The 17477-nt window shown below is 54.5% G+C and carries 18 protein-coding genes and 1 tRNA gene; 6 read left to right on the forward strand and 13 right to left on the reverse strand.

Going from position 1 to position 17477, the window contains the following annotated elements; all coding sequences use genetic code 11:
• Positions 1–78: 78 nt before the first annotated feature.
• On the reverse strand, positions 79–927 hold the full coding sequence (locus tag IEW06_RS11835) for a 4-hydroxy-3-methylbut-2-enyl diphosphate reductase (RefSeq protein ID WP_188548325.1): 849 nt from the start codon (positions 925–927) through the stop codon (positions 79–81).
• Positions 928–1201: 274 nt separating this feature from the next.
• Between IEW06_RS11835 and IEW06_RS11840 the strand changes: the two genes are divergently transcribed.
• Positions 1202–1669, forward strand: coding sequence for a DUF2141 domain-containing protein (locus tag IEW06_RS11840; RefSeq protein ID WP_188548326.1), 468 nt, complete (start codon positions 1202–1204; stop codon positions 1667–1669).
• Between the two features lie 9 nt (positions 1670–1678).
• Here the strand turns inward: IEW06_RS11840 and IEW06_RS11845 are convergent, their stop codons facing one another.
• The 10 genes from IEW06_RS11845 to IEW06_RS11890 all read right to left on the reverse strand — a co-directional run bounded on the left by IEW06_RS11845 (position 1679) and on the right by IEW06_RS11890 (position 12463).
• Positions 1679–2149 carry a hypothetical protein gene (locus IEW06_RS11845; protein WP_187732707.1) on the reverse strand — a complete coding sequence of 157 codons (471 nt, stop codon included), beginning with the start codon at positions 2147–2149 and terminating at the stop codon, positions 1679–1681.
• Between the two features lie 81 nt (positions 2150–2230).
• A complete protein-coding gene (locus tag IEW06_RS11850; protein ID WP_223284662.1) occupies positions 2231–3073 on the reverse strand; it encodes a phytoene/squalene synthase family protein in 843 nt (280 codons plus the stop codon).
• A gap of 77 nt (positions 3074–3150) precedes the next feature.
• Positions 3151–4629 carry a bifunctional phytoene desaturase/3,4-desaturase gene (gene crtID, locus IEW06_RS11855; RefSeq protein WP_187732709.1) on the reverse strand — a complete coding sequence of 493 codons (1479 nt, stop codon included), beginning with the start codon at positions 4627–4629 and terminating at the stop codon, positions 3151–3153.
• A gap of 254 nt (positions 4630–4883) precedes the next feature.
• A complete protein-coding gene (locus IEW06_RS11860; RefSeq protein WP_187310851.1) occupies positions 4884–5399 on the reverse strand; it encodes a sigma-70 family RNA polymerase sigma factor in 516 nt (171 codons plus the stop codon).
• 358 nt (positions 5400–5757) lie between these two features.
• Complete coding sequence (locus IEW06_RS11865) at positions 5758–6645, reverse strand: MerR family transcriptional regulator (protein WP_187732711.1); 888 nt, start codon at positions 6643–6645, stop codon at positions 5758–5760.
• 26 nt (positions 6646–6671) lie between these two features.
• Positions 6672–7142, reverse strand: a complete 471-nt coding sequence (locus IEW06_RS11870; protein WP_187732712.1) for a sterol desaturase family protein — start codon at positions 7140–7142, stop codon at positions 6672–6674.
• Positions 7143–7225: 83 nt separating this feature from the next.
• Positions 7226–8059, reverse strand: a complete 834-nt coding sequence (locus tag IEW06_RS11875) for an enoyl-CoA hydratase/isomerase family protein (protein ID WP_187732713.1) — start codon at positions 8057–8059, stop codon at positions 7226–7228.
• A 149-nt stretch (positions 8060–8208) separates the two neighbouring features.
• Positions 8209–10449, reverse strand: a complete 2241-nt coding sequence (locus tag IEW06_RS11880; protein ID WP_188548327.1) for a ComEC/Rec2 family competence protein — start codon at positions 10447–10449, stop codon at positions 8209–8211.
• Positions 10450–10637: 188 nt separating this feature from the next.
• Complete coding sequence (locus IEW06_RS11885; RefSeq protein ID WP_187732715.1) at positions 10638–11084, reverse strand: GNAT family N-acetyltransferase; 447 nt, start codon at positions 11082–11084, stop codon at positions 10638–10640.
• 293 nt (positions 11085–11377) lie between these two features.
• Positions 11378–12463: a PhoH family protein gene (locus tag IEW06_RS11890; RefSeq protein ID WP_187732716.1), complete on the reverse strand. Its 1086-nt coding sequence runs from the start codon at positions 12461–12463 to the stop codon at positions 11378–11380.
• Between the two features lie 142 nt (positions 12464–12605).
• On the opposite strand from IEW06_RS11890, the gene IEW06_RS11895 reads away from it, so the two are divergent.
• The 5 genes from IEW06_RS11895 to IEW06_RS11915 all read left to right on the forward strand — a co-directional run bounded on the left by IEW06_RS11895 (position 12606) and on the right by IEW06_RS11915 (position 15399).
• Positions 12606–13379: an SAM hydrolase/SAM-dependent halogenase family protein gene (locus tag IEW06_RS11895; protein WP_188548328.1), complete on the forward strand. Its 774-nt coding sequence runs from the start codon at positions 12606–12608 to the stop codon at positions 13377–13379.
• A gap of 166 nt (positions 13380–13545) precedes the next feature.
• Positions 13546–13836, forward strand: coding sequence for a putative quinol monooxygenase (locus IEW06_RS11900; RefSeq protein ID WP_187732717.1), 291 nt, complete (start codon positions 13546–13548; stop codon positions 13834–13836).
• Positions 13837–13940: 104 nt separating this feature from the next.
• The gene (gene hscB / locus IEW06_RS11905) at positions 13941–14474 is read left to right on the forward strand and encodes a Fe-S protein assembly co-chaperone HscB (RefSeq protein ID WP_187732718.1); all 534 of its coding nucleotides are present in this window, start codon (positions 13941–13943) and stop codon (positions 14472–14474) included.
• A 19-nt stretch (positions 14475–14493) separates the two neighbouring features.
• Positions 14494–14575 (forward strand) — tRNA-Leu (locus IEW06_RS11910).
• A 98-nt stretch (positions 14576–14673) separates the two neighbouring features.
• The gene (locus tag IEW06_RS11915) at positions 14674–15399 is read left to right on the forward strand and encodes a M48 family metallopeptidase (protein ID WP_187732719.1); all 726 of its coding nucleotides are present in this window, start codon (positions 14674–14676) and stop codon (positions 15397–15399) included.
• Between the two features lie 85 nt (positions 15400–15484).
• On the opposite strand, the gene IEW06_RS11920 is transcribed toward IEW06_RS11915, so the two are convergent.
• Positions 15485–16333 carry an oxidoreductase gene (locus tag IEW06_RS11920; protein WP_187732720.1) on the reverse strand — a complete coding sequence of 283 codons (849 nt, stop codon included), beginning with the start codon at positions 16331–16333 and terminating at the stop codon, positions 15485–15487.
• 130 nt (positions 16334–16463) lie between these two features.
• Complete coding sequence (locus tag IEW06_RS11925) at positions 16464–17381, reverse strand: DUF6929 family protein (RefSeq protein WP_187732721.1); 918 nt, start codon at positions 17379–17381, stop codon at positions 16464–16466.
• Positions 17382–17477 lie beyond the last annotated feature (96 nt).

The following is a 17477-nucleotide window of genomic DNA, read 5'->3' on the forward strand; positions in this document are numbered from 1 at the left end:
TAGACCAGACGTTTGCTCTCGCAGACGTAGAGCCTTTTAAAGACCAAATACTGGTTTATAGTTCTTTTGACTATGGGTTTAAAGCGCCAGCAGAGCATCGCGCACATCTTCCATCAGCCACATAGGCGTGCTGGTAGCCCCGCAAATACCAACCGACTGCCCCGGCTCAAACCAACTGGCGCAGATTTCTTCCACCTTTGAAATAAAATGGGTTTGGGGGTTGGTATCCTTGCAGACCTGATAGAGCACTTTCCCATTGCTGCTCTTCGTGCCTGACACAAACACAATCTGGTCGAACTGGGCGGCAAACTTGCGCAGATCTTTATCCCGATTGCTTACCTGCCGGCAAATGGTGTCGTTGGCATTAATGGCGTAGCCTCGCTCCTCCAGTTCGCCCTTAATGCGGTAAAAGCTGTTGGTGCTTTTCGTGGTTTGGCTGTAGAGCGTGATGTTGGGGGGCAATTCGTGACCCAGCAGTTCGTCCAGGTTCTCAAATACTACTGCGTTGCCGCTGGTCTGGCCCAATAGTCCCCGCACCTCAGCGTGCCCATGCTTGCCGTAAATGAAGATTTTCTCCTGCTTGTCGTAGCTGGTTTTGATGCGGTTTTGCAGCTTAAGCACCACCGGGCACGAAGCATCAATCAGAGTCAGGTTATTCTGTAAGCCGGTTTGGTAGGTGCTGGGCGGCTCACCGTGGGCCCGAATCAGCACCTTCTCGTCGCGCAACTGCGCTAGAGTATCGTAGTCGATGATGCGCAGGCCGCGCTCTTCCAGGCGCTCTACCTCCTCATCATTGTGCACAATGTCGCCGAGGCAGTACAGGTAGCCCTGTTCTTCCAGAATATCCTCGGCCATTTGAATGGCATAGATAACGCCGAAGCAAAAGCCAGAGTTGGGGTCGATACGGACGCTCAGATGGTGCGGCATAAATCGGTAACCAGGAAAACAGCCGGAAGGTTATTGGCCAAAACGTGTCATGCAGATAAGGTACGCAATAAGTTAGGCTTGTAGTTCAGCTTACGGCGCATAGAAGCTGATTATCTGTGTTCTACAATTTCGGAATTCCTGGCTTTTCTTCAAAAGGAAAATAACAAGATTAAGCAGTTGTGCACGTTAAAAGGCCTTGGGTGATGTAGCTTTGGGAGCCGATTTAGGTGAGCCTTCGCCCAGCCAACTGACCTTCCTTCTCTCCTACTGCCTCTTGCTTCGCTCCTTTTTTTCCATTACCCTGCTTCAAGTAATAGCATTCGTTTCGGCGGCCTCGGCACTCTGCTGTACCGGCACCACCGACTCCGATATGCCAGCCAGCCAGGCCATTAGCGGCAGCGTTACTAACCTGCGCAATGCTCGCGGCACCTGCTACGTGTCGCTTTATAATCGCAAAGAAGGGTTTCCGGGCAAAAAGTCCGTTGCCACTCAAAAAGTGCAGCTAACTGCCAAAGAGTGTGTTTTCGTCTTTGATAAGCTGCCCAAAGGCGACTACGCCATAGCTGCCTACCACGACGAGAACAACAACGGCCGCCTCGACACTAACTTTATCGGCCTTCCTACCGAAGGGTATGCCTTCTCTAATAATCCGCGCGCTCTGATGGGCCCACCGTCTTTTGCCGAGGCGAAAGTGGTGGTACACAGCAGCCGCGTGAAGGTGCAGCTAACGATGAAGTATTAGACTTCGGGATTAAGCTGCCAGTTGCTCTAGCTCTTGGGCCTGCTCAGCACTCACGTGGCCCCTGCCTATCAGGAAATTACGCACCGTATTGAACGCCTCTGCATCGAGGCCCGACTGTGGATGCTGCCGCAATGCATCCAGCAGATACTGCCGATCCTCTTCTACATGTGGGCTCAAACCCAAAAAAGCGGGTATATTACTTTCTACACTAAACCGTAAAAACCGGACCTCGGCACTGTTTGAGTCGGCAGCTACAGCTTGCTCGAAAATGCGAGCGGCCGCCTGCGCATAGGTCAACTTATTAAACATCGAAGCGTCGCGGGCCCTAATGGCCTCGGAGGCTGCTTTATAAGCCAGCGGCAAAGCTTCGCTGCCCTGGTAGCTGCTCATGAGCTTATAAAACTTCTCTCCGGCCGATTTATCGGCGGCGGCTTGCTCATAGTGGCTGCGTAGGGTAGCGAGGTCGTAAGAAGAATTCATAGGATGTGGGTGGGTTTCAAGTTCTGATGTGGAAGTGTCTGAAAAAGCCCCCCAACACCTAGCTGGGGGGCTTTTCTGAGATTATATAGCGCGAAGCCGGTAGCGGAAGTACGAGCCGACCAGCAGTAATAGTTTTGTATTGTCGGGAACGCGCACGCGGCCGCCAAGAATCTGCGTAGCTGGCAGCTGGCGAATTTTATGAAACAGCTTCAGGTAATACACATACGCCAGATATACGCCCAAGCGAGCCGACCGCGGCAACTGCACGATACCCGCGTAACCGGCCTCAAAATCAGAGCGAATGTCAGCCTCAATGTCGCGCTTCACGGCATCATTGAAATGCTCGTAGCTAACACCGGGGAAATACACTCGGCCCCGCTCCTCGTAGTCAGAACGGATGTCGCGCAGAAAATTGATTTTTTGAAACGCAGCGCCCAAGCGACGAGCCGGCTCGCGCAGGCGGTCAAACAAAGCAGTATCGCCCTCACAAAAGATACGCAAACACATCAGCCCTACTACTTCTGCCGAGCCGTAGATATAGTCATTATAGAGCGATTGATTGTAGTTGCGGTCCTCTAGGTCCATTTCCATACTCCGCAGAAAGGCCTCAATAAACTCCCGATCAATGCCGTAACGGTGCACCATCAACTGAAACGCGTGCAGCACCGGGCTCAGGCTGAAGCGCGTGTCGAGCGCCTCGTAGGTCTGGCGCCGAAAGTCCGCAAACAGCGCGGCTTTGTCGTGGTCATGGAAGGTGTCCACGATTTCATCGGCCCAGCGCACAAAGCCATACACGGCATACACCGGCAGGTGAAACCGCGGGTCGAGCGTGCGAATACCTAACGTAAACGACGTGCTGTAGCGCTTCGTAATCAGCTTACTACACGCCAAGCTGGTTTGATCAAAAAGGGCTACGTGGTCCAAGGCTATTGAAAGGCGAAGAGGTGAAATGGAGTGACTACCTCCCATAAGTTGGCTGGGGGGCAATTTGTTCGGGGCGGCTAGTCGATTGAGTATTCCTTGAATATTTCCCCTGCCACTACCTGCCCTGATATCAAAGAGGGCGGCACGCCGGGGCCGGGCACCGTAAGTTGCCCCGTAAAATACAGATTACTTACCTTTTTGCTTTTCAGCGTAGGCTTGAGAATGGCGGTTTGCTTGAGCGTATTAGCCAAACCATACGCATTGCCCTTGTAGCTATGGTAGTCGGCCACGAAATCGCTATGGGCGTAGCTTCGCTTGTATATCACCGCATCGCGGATGCTTTGGCCGGTAAGGCGCTCCAAACGGTCCATAATAAGATGGTAATAACGCTCGCGGGTTTTTTCCGGGTCAGCCAGGTCTGGGGCTACGGGCACCAATAAAAACAGGTTTTCGCAGCCTTCGGGCGCTACCGTAGGGTCGGTTTGGGAAGGCAGCGAGGCGTAAAACAGTGGCTTGCTGGGCCATTGTGGCTGCTCGTATATCTCCTGCGCGTGGCGGCCAAAGTCTTCATCGAAGAAGAGGTTGTGATGGCGTAGGTTCTTCAGGCGCTTATTTACTCCCAGATAAAACAGCAACGATGAAGGCGCCATCGTGCGCGAGTCCCAATACTTTTCGTCGTAGTGCCGATGCTGGGGGGCTAATAATTGCTGCTCCGCATGATGGTAGTCGGCCCCGGCCACCACAATGTCGGCCGGGCGGAAACCGGCAGCCGTTTGCACGCCCGTAGCACGGCCATTCTCCACCCGTATTTCCTGCACTTCCTGATTATACTCCAGCTTCACGCCTTGCTGCTGGGCCACCTGCACCATGCCCTCTACTATTTTGTGCATGCCGCCCCGCGGGTACCAAGTGCCCAGCGCTAGGTCGGCGTAGTTCATAAGCGAGTACAGCGCCGGTGTGTTTTCGGGCGTTGCGCCCAGAAACAGGACCGGAAACTCCATGAGCTTAATCAGCTTCTCGTGCTTAAAAAAGCGGCGCACGTGGCGGCTCATACTTTGCAGCACATCCAGACGCACGGCATCTACGAGCAAGCGCGGATCGGCAAACTCCAATAGGGAGCGGCCGGGCATATGCACGAATTTGTTGATGCCGACCTCATATTTATAAGCTGCCTGCCGCAAAAACTCATCGAGCTGAGCGGCACTGCCGGGCTCCAGCTGCTCAAACATGGCCCGAATGGCGGGCATAGCGGCCGGAATATCTAGAAAGTCGTTGTCGCCAAAAATCACAGCGTACGAAGGATCAAGGCGCACTAGATCATAGAAATCGGCTACCCGGTGCCCGAAGCGAGCGAAGTATTGCTCAAACACGTCGGGCATCCAGTACCAGCTCGGTCCCATATCGAAGGTGAAGCCCTCGGCCCGAAACACGCGTGCCCGGCCGCCAGGGCCTTCGTTTTTCTCCAGCACCGTGACCTGATAGCCGCGCTGAGCTAGGGAAGTAGCCGCTGACAGCCCCGCGAAGCCTGCCCCAATAACTAAAACGTGTTTACTCACAAAGTATCGATTATGCAGATCAAATGAGATAACCGAAGCCGAAGCCCCGCGTTTCCAAGCAAGTCAGAGTTCCTGACTGCCCTATCATACCGTTGAGTTGAGCAGAGGTTTACAGATTGCCACTTAAATCCGTGAATCGGCGACATTCTGCGAAATATGCGATAAAAAAAGCGGGCCGCAGACACGCCACCTTTCGGCTTTGTATTCTGCGGCCCGCTGTACGCCCGGGCGGCGGTATTATCTCTCCCTATACTCTACACACCGGGGGCGTATACTTTCAATGCCTGCTTTAGCTCTTTGCGGGCAATGTGAATACGGTTTTTAACGGTACCAATCGGAATCTGAAGCTTCTCGGCAATCTCTAAGTACTTGTAGCCGATGTAGTACATCATAAACGGCGTCCGATAATCGGGCGAGAGCGTCGCAATTGCCTCGTTGATGTCGGTTACTACGAAGTCGCTCGAAGCGCCGTTGTGCGTGATGTAGTTCTCGTCGGTATTAAAGTATTGGAAATACTCCGTGCTGTCAATATTGCTATTACGCTTGGTGATCTTGTTATAGTTGTTGATGAAGGTGTTGCGCATGATGGTATACAACCATGCCTTCAAATTGGTACCAGCCTTAAACTTGTCCTTGTTCAACAACGCCTTGAGTAAAGTTTCTTGTACCAAGTCCTTTGCATCGTCAGCGTCGCGGGTCAGGTTCATCGCCACGGGCTTCAGCGAATAGGAAATCTTCTGTACTTGATTTGTGAATTCCAGAGAGGTCATGTTGTTTAGCTTTTCGTGGCAAAAAGTTAAACAAATATACGAGAATTTTTGAAAGTAGGATAGCTCGGAAGCAATTATTTTTCTGCGTCTTCTGTACTTGTTTTGATTAACCTAATGTACGAATGCGCTGATAATCAGGGGGAATTACAAAAGCTAAAATCGCTCTTCGCCTGTTTTTGGCTGATGAACTGTACACTTTGCCAGATCAACTCCCGTTTTCTCACGTTGGAGATTTCAAACCAGACTATACGAAAAATGCCTCGTAAAAGCGGGGCATTTTTCGTGTATTTGGGGCAATAAATTTTCTAAACCGCACGCCTTCAAGCCATACTGTGCAGCTTGGAAGCTATGTTGCTCCCTAATGGCGTCGCTCGTCGGCGAGAGCCAGAAAGTCGGTCATCAGGCGAAGGCGGGCGGCCTTGGGGGGCATTTCCAGCTCCTGATGCTGAGCCTGGCTCCCATACAGGATCACCTCACTTTCGGGACATAGCCTGGCTAGCTCATTCACATACGCCTGCACATGGTCGCGCTCAGGCAGCGCTGTCATTACACAGCATACAGCATGAGGCTTATATGTATTGTAAACCAATTCAAGGTCGTTAAGCGGCATGTTCTGCCCCAGATATAAGACATGGTGGCCACGGGAGCGCAGGGCATGGTTCATAAACAGCAGCGCCAGCTCATGCAACTCCCCTTCGGGCAGAAACAGCACCCAGCGCCTCGTGGTGGCCGGTGCTACCAGCGGCAGGCTATCGGTAGCAACCAGCATTTTCTGCCGCAAGAGGTTTGTTACTAAATGCTCCTGCGCCGGATTAACACTACCCGCCTGCCACAAAAGGCCGATCCGCTGCAAAAAAGGATACACCACGTACATGATGGCCGTTTCGAAGCCCAGCTGCCGGATGGTGCTGGTAAGCACTTTGGTTAGCTGGTGCTCGTTCATTTCGAGCATGGCGGCTAACAGCGCATTTACTTGGCGGGCATAATCATGCGGATCATCGGAGCCGGCCAGCACGGCCTGGGTCAACTCTTCCTCGCTAAGGCGGGCAACCTGCGAAATGCGCTGGCCACGGCCACATAAAGTAGCCACGTTGAGCAACCGACGCAAATCGGCGTCGCAGTAGGTCCGAATGTTGGTAGCAGTTCGTTCAGGGCGCAGCACATTATAGCGCTGCTCCCACATGCGAATAGTGGGCGCCTTAATACCTGAAAGATTTTCCAGGTCACTTATTGAGAATTGTCCCACTTGGCTTAATTATCAATTACTAACTACTAATTAATAATTTTCTTTCGGCGGCGGGCCAATGCAAAATACTTTGGTGATACCCATAGCATTCCAAACTCCTCGGAGCCGTCGCGGGCGGTGGTTTTGTGATGCATCTTATGGGCCATATTGAGAGCACGAAGGTATTCGCTGCGCGATTTGCGCCAGAATCGCAGACGCCCATGAATCAGGACATCGTGCACAAAGAAGTAAACGGTACCGTAGGCTGCTATACCAATTCCTACCCAAAAAGGCCAGTCTTTGGTTTCTGAGCTGTACATGATAAAACCCATGGACAGGGACCCATAAAACAGAAAGAACAGGTCGTTGCGCTCAAAGCGGTGCGGATGGCGCACATGGTGCGAGCGATGCAAAAACCATAATGCGCCATGGAGCACATACTTGTGCATAAACCAAGCGACAAATTCCATTCCCAGAAAGGTGGCCGTCGATACGGCAGCGGCTGCCAGTGGTGTCATGTGGAGTTAACCGAGGACCCGGATGGATGTTTAAAACGTGCTTTTGAACCTCAGCTGCTGAGCTTTAGAACCTCCACATGCTTTCAACGATTCGCATCCGTATCGGCATCCTCCCAGGTGATTTTCTCCTTATTTAAAAAAGCGGCAATACCCCGGCGGCAGTCGTTGGAGCCGCGGGCTTCGGCGTTCATCTGGGCCGCGTAGCGCAAGCTATCTTCCAGGGGCATTTCCGGAATGCGAGCCAGCATCTCTTTGGTCATTTCCATGCTTTGGGCTGAGTTTTCGACACAAAGCCGGCGCGCAAACGTGCGCACTTTTTCAGCCAGCTCTTCTTTGGGAGCCAGGAAATTAATCAGACCAAATTCAACCGCCGCCTGGGCCGAAATAACGTCGCCGGTGAGCAGCAGGTGCTTGGTGCGGGCCTCCCCGATTTTACGCAGCAGAAACACACTCACAATAGCGGGCAGGAAGCCAATCTTGACCTCGGTATAGCCAAACTTCGCTTCGGGCACGGCAAAGGCGAAGTCGCAGATGGTGGCTAGGCCGCAGCCACCGGCCAGGGCATGACCCTGAACCTGAGCAACAACGACCTTTTTGAGCGTATAAATCTGATGGAAAAGCTGCATCAGATGGGTGGAGTCCGACAGATTATCGGTGTAGCTGAATCCTTGCAGATCCTGAATATACGCCAGGTCGGCGCCGGCGCAGAACGCGTCGCCGTTGGCGCGCAGCACCACTACTTTGCAGGTCTCGTCGTCTTCGGCGTATTCAAAAGCCAGCTTCAGCTCCGATACCATATCAGAGTTGAGGGCATTGCGCTTTTCAGGGCGGTTGAGCGTGATGTATCCTATGGCTTCCTGGCACTCATAACGAATGTAGCGCAGGGCTTGCAGGTCCTCGGTTGGTGTGTTTTCCATGGTCGTTGGGCTTAGCAGTGTACGGGCAGCGCCGGGGAGTTGAGAAAAGCCCCCCAGACGCCAAAGAGCCGGCGCGGTAGTCAAACCTAACAAAAATGGTGCGGTAAAAGAAACGGAACCAAGCGAAGCCGCCGCCCGCTTTCCGGAATTTACTGCCTCGGCTGCTGCCGAAAAGCCCCCTGCGCGGTCACGTCGTGGGTAAGGAATCCGGCCGCGCGCAGCACCGAATCCTGGCGGGCGACATACCAGCTCCGGCACGAAGAATCGAAGATGATGGGGGGCTTTTTGCCAAACACGGCCGCCAGCTCAGCCGGCCGCACGCGGGCATTGCGGCGCAGGATTACCACATCTACAGGCCAGGGCTGGCGGGCTGGGCTCAGATACCCCGTCACGAAAGCCAGCCGCAGGCCGCGCCACACTACCAGCACCAGTCCGTCATCGGCCTGCAAAGTAGCCGGAATGGGTGTCGCCTGCCAGCCCTGATGGTAGCTTACGCGGCGTGAAGCGCGCTGAATAGCGCCAGGCACGATGCGGTAAGTGCGCTCGGTTTCGGAAAGGGGCAGCGAATCGACGGATACGATGTCGGCGGCGGCTCCTTGCCAGAAGCCACACACCGAGCGGCGCGGAATACTGTAGATTATCAGCTCCTCATCGGTACTTGTGCGGTGGGCAGCCCACACGCGGCTGCCAGCAAATACACTCAGCAGCGCGCAGGCCAGCCCCAGCCAGGCAAGGCGTTTGACGGCCAAAAACAGGAGCAGCGAAAGGATGATGACAAACACCAGCCAGGTCTGGGGAGCCGTGAGCTGAACGCCGCTGATGAGGGCATGCGGCATTTGGCGCCCAATCCAGAAAATATATTCGTTGAACGCCCAGATTATATTTTCCAGCAGAACCGCTACCAGACGCGGCCCAGCTTCCACACTTGAAGCAAAGGCTGGCACCAATGCGCTGATGCCGTGCGTAATACCAGTCACGGCGAGCAGCCCCAGCCCCACATACAATGCCCCCGACGACAGCGGCACGGCCACCAGATTGGACAACAGAAAGCTAAGCGGAAACTGGTGGAAATAATACAGGCCCAGCGGAAACGTAGCCACCTGCGCCGCCAGCGTCAGGGCCGTGGCCTGCCATATCCATTCGGCCGACCAGCCGCCGGCCAGCCACAGATAGCGCACGGGGCGCGGCTGCCAGGGCCGTTGGCGGCGGGCTGCTAACTCCTGGAAGTCAAGCCAGCCGGCGATGCGCGGCTGTAGGTACACAATGCTGAGCACGGCCAGAAAGGAAAGCTGAAAGCCTACATCGGCCAGTAAATAAGGATCATAGCAGAGCAGCGCGAAAGCGGCCACGGCCAGTGTGTTGTACATCGTGCTTTGTCGCTCCGACACGCGCGCCACGATGATGAAGCTGAACATTACGGCCGCCCGCAGCACCGAAGCCGAGCAGCCCGTAATAAACGCGTAGCTCCAGATAACCGCCAAGCCCACGCCCGCCGACCAATATCGGAACCCCGGCGCCCCGCCAAACAACCGGCGCAACACCCAGGTAATCAAGCCAAACAGCAACCCCACCTGCAAGCCCGACACGGCCATAATGTGCGTGGTGCCGGTGTTGGCGTACGCCTGCTTGGTCTCTGAATCGATATCATTCTTGAGGCCCAACACCAGCGCCGAGGCAAGCGCATATTCCCGTTTGGCCGTGAGGTAGCGCCTAAAAACGCCATCTAGCACCTGCGCCACCCGCAAACTGACGGCGCGCACATAGCTGGGGGGCAAAAATGCGATTTGGCGGTATTGGTCGGGGTGAATAAACTGCTGATGATAGATCTGATGGTAAGCCAGATAGCGCCGATAGTCGAACTCGCCGGGGTTGAGGGGCGCTTTGGCCGGCGTGGGCTGCCCGCGCACCAGCCACACTTCGCCGTAGCGGGGCGTGGCTACGCCCACCTCGCGCGGCACCGAAACCCGAATGCCGCCCACCGCCGTTTGCCAGCGCCCGCCAACGCGTACCGCCGATACGCGCAAGGTAGTGGCGTAGGTAGCCGGCCGCACCACCGGGTTTTCATCCACCACCGCCCGATAAAACTCCACAGGACCCTGTAACTGACTTAAATGATTGGGCCTGCGCGACTCCGTGGCCAGCTGGGCGCTGGTAAGCCCCGCCAGAAACACGACCGCCAACGCCAACAACCCCATGGCATCGTTTGCACTAGCTGAACCGCTCTTGGCAGCCCACCATTGCCCAACAACAAAAAGAGAAATGCCCCCCAGAAGCCAAGGCAGCAGTTCGGGCAGCGTGTGGCCGACATACAAATAAGTCAGAATGCCCGCCGCCAGCGCAACGACCAGCCGCACAAAAGCAAGTGGCGCCCAACTAAGCCGATTCTGCATGATAAGAAAAAAGGGCGGTGCTCCACCAAGAAAAATTAATAATCACGGGCACTAGTAACTGATAAAAATTCAAATCACCAACTGAAAATATGTATAGCGTCTGGGGGGCTTTTTTGGAAAGCAAAAGTCCTTCCGACTTTACGTGGGAAGGACTTTTTACTGAAAGTGTGCAGGAGCAGCACAGCGGCTTACGCTGTCATTGTGCCGCGCCAAATCATCTTATAATGCTCAATATCACATTCCGTAAACTGCTCGCCCACTTTCTCAAACCCGTGGCGCTCATAAAAAGGAATGGCCCGCAGCTGAGCGTGCAAATACAGCGTGGCCTCGGGGTAAGCAGCGTGAGCATCTTCCAGCACCCGGTGCAGCAGCGCAGCGCCTACTTGCTGGTTGCGGTAGTCGGCGAGTACGGCGAAGCGCTCCAGCTTCACGCCTTTGTCGGTGGGGCGCCAGCGGGCAGCGCCGCAGGGCGTGCCGTCGGTAGCGCGGGCCAGGTAATGGGTGGCGTCGGTGCGGTCGTGCTCGTCGTATTCATCGTTCAGGGGCACGCCTTGCTCGTGCACAAACACGGTTTCGCGGATGGTAAAGGCGTCATCAAGGTCGCGCAGGTCGGTAATTCTTTCGGCGGTAATCATTAATCAGAAGTTTTGCAGATGCGGATAAGTCAAATTTCAGAGCTATTTGGCAAACAGCGTGATACCGGGCGTAGAGGCACAATATTTTGTGTCTCGTCATTGAACAGCTAATGCCTGCAACGACGAGACACAAAATATTGTGCCTCTACGCCCGGTATTGCAGGTTATTTTAAGTTGAACTACCAGGTCAGCTAAGGTACACGAAACAAAAAAGCTGCTTCCTGAGAGAAGCAGCTTTTTGATGCATTTCTAACTAATTACCGGCCAACAAAACTGGTCAGCAGCTATTAAAGCTACAACTGCTGCTCGTGGTTGACGGGCAGACTCGCATTGTTGGTTGAGGGGAAATCCGACTCAGGGCGCGAATCCGGATGCGGGCGGTACAGGTCGCGGAATGGGCGGGTGGCCTGCTCACGCTGCGTTTGCACGTCGTAGCGGTCGTAGGCGTACACGATTTCCTTGACCAAGCGGTGACGTACCACGTCCTCGGCCGTCATTTCCACAAACCCAATACCACGCACATCGCGCAGAATATCAAGTGCTTGCAGTAAGCCCGATTTCTGCTTGGTGGGCAAGTCGATCTGGCTGCGGTCACCGTTCACCATCACCTTCGCCGTGGGGCCCATACGGGTCAAGAACATCTTGAGCTGAGATGGCGTGGTGTTCTGGGCTTCATCAAGCAGCACGAACGCATTGTTCAACGTCCGGCCGCGCATGTAGGCCAAGGGAGCAATTTCGATGATTTTGTTTTCCTGGTAGAACTTCAGCTTTTCGGCCGGAATCATATCTTCCAGGGCATCATAGATCGGGCGCAGATACGGGTCGACCTTCTCCTTCATATCGCCGGGCAGGAAGCCCAGGCTTTCGCCGGCCTCCACCACGGGGCGCGAGATGATGATTTTCTTGACCTCTTTGTTCTTGAGCGCCCGCACGGCCAGCGCCACCGATACATAGGTTTTACCCGTACCGGCCGGCCCCAGCGCAAACGTCAAGTCGTGCTTCATGACCGTATCCACCAGCTTCTGCTGGTTGGGCGTCTTGGCCTTGATAACGCCACCTTTGGCCCCAAATACAATGACGTCGGCTATTGAGGCCGTGGCGATAATGCGCTCTTGCTGCTCATCATCGGCGGCGGCAATGTACTCGGTCACGTTGCGGTCGGTGATGGCGCCGTACTGGTGGTAGTGCTCAATGAGCGAGGATAGAATTTCGTTAATGCGGGCAATGACAGGCGTCTGGCCCTGGATTTTTATTTCGTTACCGCGGCTGATGATTTTGCTGCCGGGGAAAGCGGCCGCCAGCTGGCGTATGTTCTGGTTGTCGGGTCCGAGGAACTCGACGAGGGAGACATTTTCGAGGGTGATGATTTTCTCGACCAAATTATGAGTGCTTTAAGGCGAAGAAGATGATTAAAAAAACAAGCAATGGGGCGTTGGTAGGAGCAATTGCCTACTTTTGCCGCCCCCACCCCAGCTTATACCGGGGTCAAACAATAGTACGAAGAACTCAGGATTTCCGGCAATGGGGTTGATTACGTTTCTGTCCGATTTTGGCTACCGCGACCATTACGTGGCTGCCGTGAAGGCGCGCTTGCTACAATTAGCCCCCCAGCAGCCCGTACTGGACATTTCTCATGCTATCGAACCCTTTAACATCGCGCACGCCTTACACGTTCTAAATGCGGTGTTTCGTGATTTCCCAACGGGCACAGTACACCTGCTGGGCGTCAATGATTACGGTGGAGCGCAGGGGCGATGGCATGCCGTAAAGTTTGAAGGCCATTATTTTGTGGCCGCCGATAACGGCTTGCTTACCCTGCTTACTGATGGTGGGCCGGCTGATGTAGTGCGCCTTCGCAATATGGAGACCCCCTCTCCCACCCGCGATATTCTGGCGCCTGCCGCCGTTCACTTAGCACAAGGCCATCCGCTTGAGCACTTGGGCCCCACCACCACAGAGCTATACCAGCTGCTCAACCGCCAGCTACGCATTCAGGATCATCGCATCACCGGCCACGTGGTGCACGTGGATCATTACGGCAACCTCATCACCAATATCACTCGCACCGCTGTGGAGGCAGTAGGCCACGGCCGTACGTGTGCCGTGCATTTCGGTCGCGAAACCGTGCGCGAAATTGCCCCCCACTTTCAAGCCACCGCGCCCGGCGAAGCGGTGTGCATTTTTAACAGCCAGGAAGTACTTTGCATTGGCATCAACCAAGGCAATGCGGCCGAATTGCTGGGGCTGTATTTTGATTCTCAGGTAGATGTGCGCTTCGCTCCCGAGCCAAGCTAGAGATCGACATCAGGAATAGCCGATCTTATTTAAAAACTGCATTTGCAGGCTCTAAACGCACATAATATTCTGTTTATATATTATGTTAAGTTGAATGCGCCAACCTGTCATGCCTTCAAATGCCTCCCCTGGGGGGCATTTCTTGTTTCATTTTAACTATTTCTCAATGCTTATCCGAATCGTGCGCATGACGTTTGCGGCAGAAAATACGCCTGCCTTTCTACAGCTTTTTCGCGCTACTGAACACCGCATTCGACAGATGCCGGGTTGCCAGCACCTGGAGCTTTGGCAGGATACTCATACGCCTCATATCTACTGCACGTATAGTCATTGGGAGTCAGAAGTGGCGCTCAATGCGTACCGCAAGTCGGCGTTATTCGGAGAAGTTTGGCCAGCCACCAAAGCCTTATTTGCAGCCCCGGCCCAAGCCTTTTCCGTACACCCGGTTGCCCCATAACCAGTTTGGCTAGGCTAATTCCTGCTTCCTTTTGTTTCTAGAATGCTTTCATTCATAGTCACCCTTGACTAGCGAGTTCATGTCATTCTCCAACTCAGCAATTCATGACCGATTACTTTGAATTCTACGATTTACCCGAGTCTTTTCTTCTGGATGAAGCTACGTTAAAACGGAAGTATTACGCCCTCAGCCGCGAGTATCACCCCGATTTTCATGCCACCGCACCGCAGGAGCATCAACAGGAAATTCTGCACCTGGCCACCCAAAACACCAACGCGTACCGCACCCTCTCCGACCCCGATCAACGTATGGCCTACATTCTGGGTCGCCATAATCTGCTGGAAGAAGGCAAACAGGAAATTCCTTCCGATTTTTTGATGGAGGTAATGGAGCTGAACGAACAGCTGATGGAGTTGGAGATGGAACCCGACCCAAATGTGGTGGCAAGCGTTGAGAATGAGGTAAATGCCATAGCCGATACCCTCGACGCAGGCATCGAACCAGTACTGGCTGGCTACCCCGGTTTGCCCCCCGATGTGCGTCCCCAAGCCCTGCAACAAGTGCGCACGTATTATTTGAAACGCCGATACTTGTTGCGTATTCGCGAAAGTCTGGCTAAGTTTGCCACCCGTTCCTGAGTCGTGGGAACGTAGTGAAGCCCAGATGGCGGAACCGGTAGACGCGTTGGTCTCAAACACCAATACCGCAAGGTGTGCCGGTTCGACTCCGGCTCTGGGTACAGAGTAGCAGAAACAAAAGCCTGAGAAATCGATAATCTGGAAGCAGATGCGGTTTTTCAGGCTTTTTGCATTCAGTGATTTAAAGCATTCACTCCGAATGACTCATTTAGAGATTGGCGGTTTTCAGATAGAGCTAGTGCGCAAAAACATTCGCACGCTACGCTTGACGGTATATGCCCCCGATGGCAAAGTGCGCGTGGCTGCCCCCATGCGTATGCCCGCCAGCACTATCGAAGACTTCATAATAGCGCGCCAAGTCTGGATTCTGAAGCACCAGGCAAAATTCGCGGCGCGGGAGCGACCTGTCGCGCATGCCTACGTCTCGGGCGAAACCCATTTCTATCAGGGGCAAGGCTACGAATTGCAGGTGCTGGCTACGACGGGGCGGGCCCGCGTGGCGCTGCGCGAGGAACTGGGGCAGTTGGAGCTGCACTTACCAGCAGAAAGCACGGCCGCCCAACGCCAGCAACACTTAGTCTGTTGGTATCGGGCGCAGCTGAAAGAGCAGGTGCCAGCGCTGCTGGCTAAGTGGGAGCCTGTAGTAGGGAAGCAGGCTACTACCTGGGGCGTGAAGCAAATGAAAACTCGCTGGGGTACCTGCAATATTCAGGCAAAGCGGATCTGGCTTAATCTGGAGTTGATAAAATGCCCCCCACGCTGCCTGGAATACGTGGTAGTGCACGAGTTGGTACACCTGCATGAACGCTATCACAACGCCCGCTTCTGGGGCTTCATGGACCAGTTTATGCCCGATTGGCGAACCCACAAGGCAGAGTTGAGCCAAATAACACTGGGCCCGGCTGCGGGGGCGGATGCAGATTAAAATATTGTTGTCAGTATAGCTTACATACAAAAATGGCCCGGAAGCAGGAAGCTCCCGGGCCATTTTCAGGTATTTGACTTATTTACTAAGCGCCTTCCGGGAAATCAGCTGAGTTGCCAGTTTCGGCTACTTCTTCCAACTCTTTCACCAAGCCAGTAAACTTGTCGCGGGCACCTTTTACGGCGGCTTTGCCGAGGGGCAGATGTAGCGGTGGATTCTCCTGACGCACGAGGTCATACATGATTTGGGCGGCGCGGTCGGGGTTGCCGGGCTGGCGGCCGCTGTAGCTCTGAATGCCTTTCAGGTTTTCACCTACCGTGGCGCGGTAGTCTTCAATCTGGGTATCAACGAAGCTGGCGGAACGGCCGGCCCAGTCGGTACGGAAGCCGCTGGGCTCAATGTTGGTTACTTTTACGCCCAACGGACCAACCTGCTGGGCCAGGCTTTCACCAATGGCTTCGAGCGCAAACTTCGAGGCATTATAGACACCCACGCCGGGGAAAGTTTTCAAGCCTCCAATACTGGTGATGTTGATGACGTGGCCGCTTTTGCGTTCGCGCAGGTGTGGCAGCACGGCCCGCAATACGTGCAGAGGACCGAATACATTCACGTCGAATTGGCGATGTACTTCGTCAGCCGTGATTTCTTCGATGCTGCCAAGAGAGCCATAACCGGCATTATTTACCACAACGTCGAGGTGGCCCAGTGCTTGAATGGCGTCGGTTACAGCCTGTTTTACCTCGGACTCCTTCGTAACGTCGCAGACGAAGCCGCGACCATTTTCACCGGCTTTTCTAGTAAACTCGTCGGCTTGCTCTTGCTGACGGAAGGTGGCGGCTACTTTGTCGCCTTTTTGTAAAAGCAATTCGGCCAGGGAAGCACCGAAGCCAGTGCTTACGCCCGTGATAAACCAGTTTTTAGTGTTGGTTGGCATTGTTCAGATAGACTAAGATTGGATAGGTAACGACCGTAAAAAGTAGGGCCGGCTTCTTTAACCCATAGGGGCAGCTTGAAGTTTTAAGAGTTGCCTTTAAGTGGTAGAAACGCGTATTCGCGTCTGCCCGTTATGTCGCCAGCTCTACCAGCACCGCCGTGGAGCCGCCGGCATCGTCGTCGGTGACGAGCAGCAACTCGTAGCGCTGGGGGGCAATTTCGCGGCGTACGGTTATGCTTTCCACTTTGCCGCGGTAGGGCTGGCCATTGGGCAAAATCAGTTGTGTGAAGCGCGTCTGTAAAGGCTGGTCCGAACGTTTTGCCAGGTCCAGCACGCCAACGAAACTACCCATCACTTCGCCATCGGCTACGGGGTCGCTGGTATCTTCTACGGAGGCTGTCACGAACAGCTTCTCCTTGTACGTGGTAGCACCAGAAAAGCCGGCCGGTTTCTCTGCGATGGCAGGCAATTGATAAAACTGCGTTTGAATAACAGGCAGCTGGCTTGAGCGGTGTTGAATGAACTCTAACGCCTCTTGCAGAGGCAGGCGAAATAACAAATTGCCCGCCCCCGAACCCACCGTACGCTGAAACAGCAGCAGCTCAGTAGTGGTGGCGGCCGCAGCCTCCAGATTTAGCACTACGCTCTTGGGCAAAACCTTGCGCAGGGCAGTGTATAAAGAACTCAGCGACAATGGGTATACCGTCGCTCCAGCACCCGCTTGCTTGGGAAGCGTTACCCAGAACCCCTTTTCCCGTTCCGCCGTGGCTCCCGATCCGCACACGAGCAGGGCCGCGTCGCCGCCGGTGGCGGGCACAGCCGTAAGGCACTCCAGGTCAGGCTTGAGGTTTTTGGGCAAGCGACCGGAGCTGAAATGCACCGTTTCGAAGAGAGTAATGCGGCCGTTGGGCTTCAGGGCCCGCGCATCGAAACAATAGAGGAAAGGCGAGTCGTCGCCGATTATGTAGGCTGTATCGCCCACTACTTCTATCCCTGAGGCGGAGGGTAAGTCGGGCAAATCAAACTGGCGCAGAATAGTTGCTTTCATGTGATAAGCTGCACAGGCTAACGTTGTTCTCGCGCTAGCATACGTACCCGCGCCGCTGGGGGGCATTTTTTGACACGAAACAGCCAACACCTCCCC

Origin of the sequence: Hymenobacter qilianensis (assembly GCF_014638675.1) — a bacterium.
GTDB classification, from domain to species: Bacteria; Bacteroidota; Bacteroidia; order Cytophagales; family Hymenobacteraceae; genus Hymenobacter; species Hymenobacter qilianensis.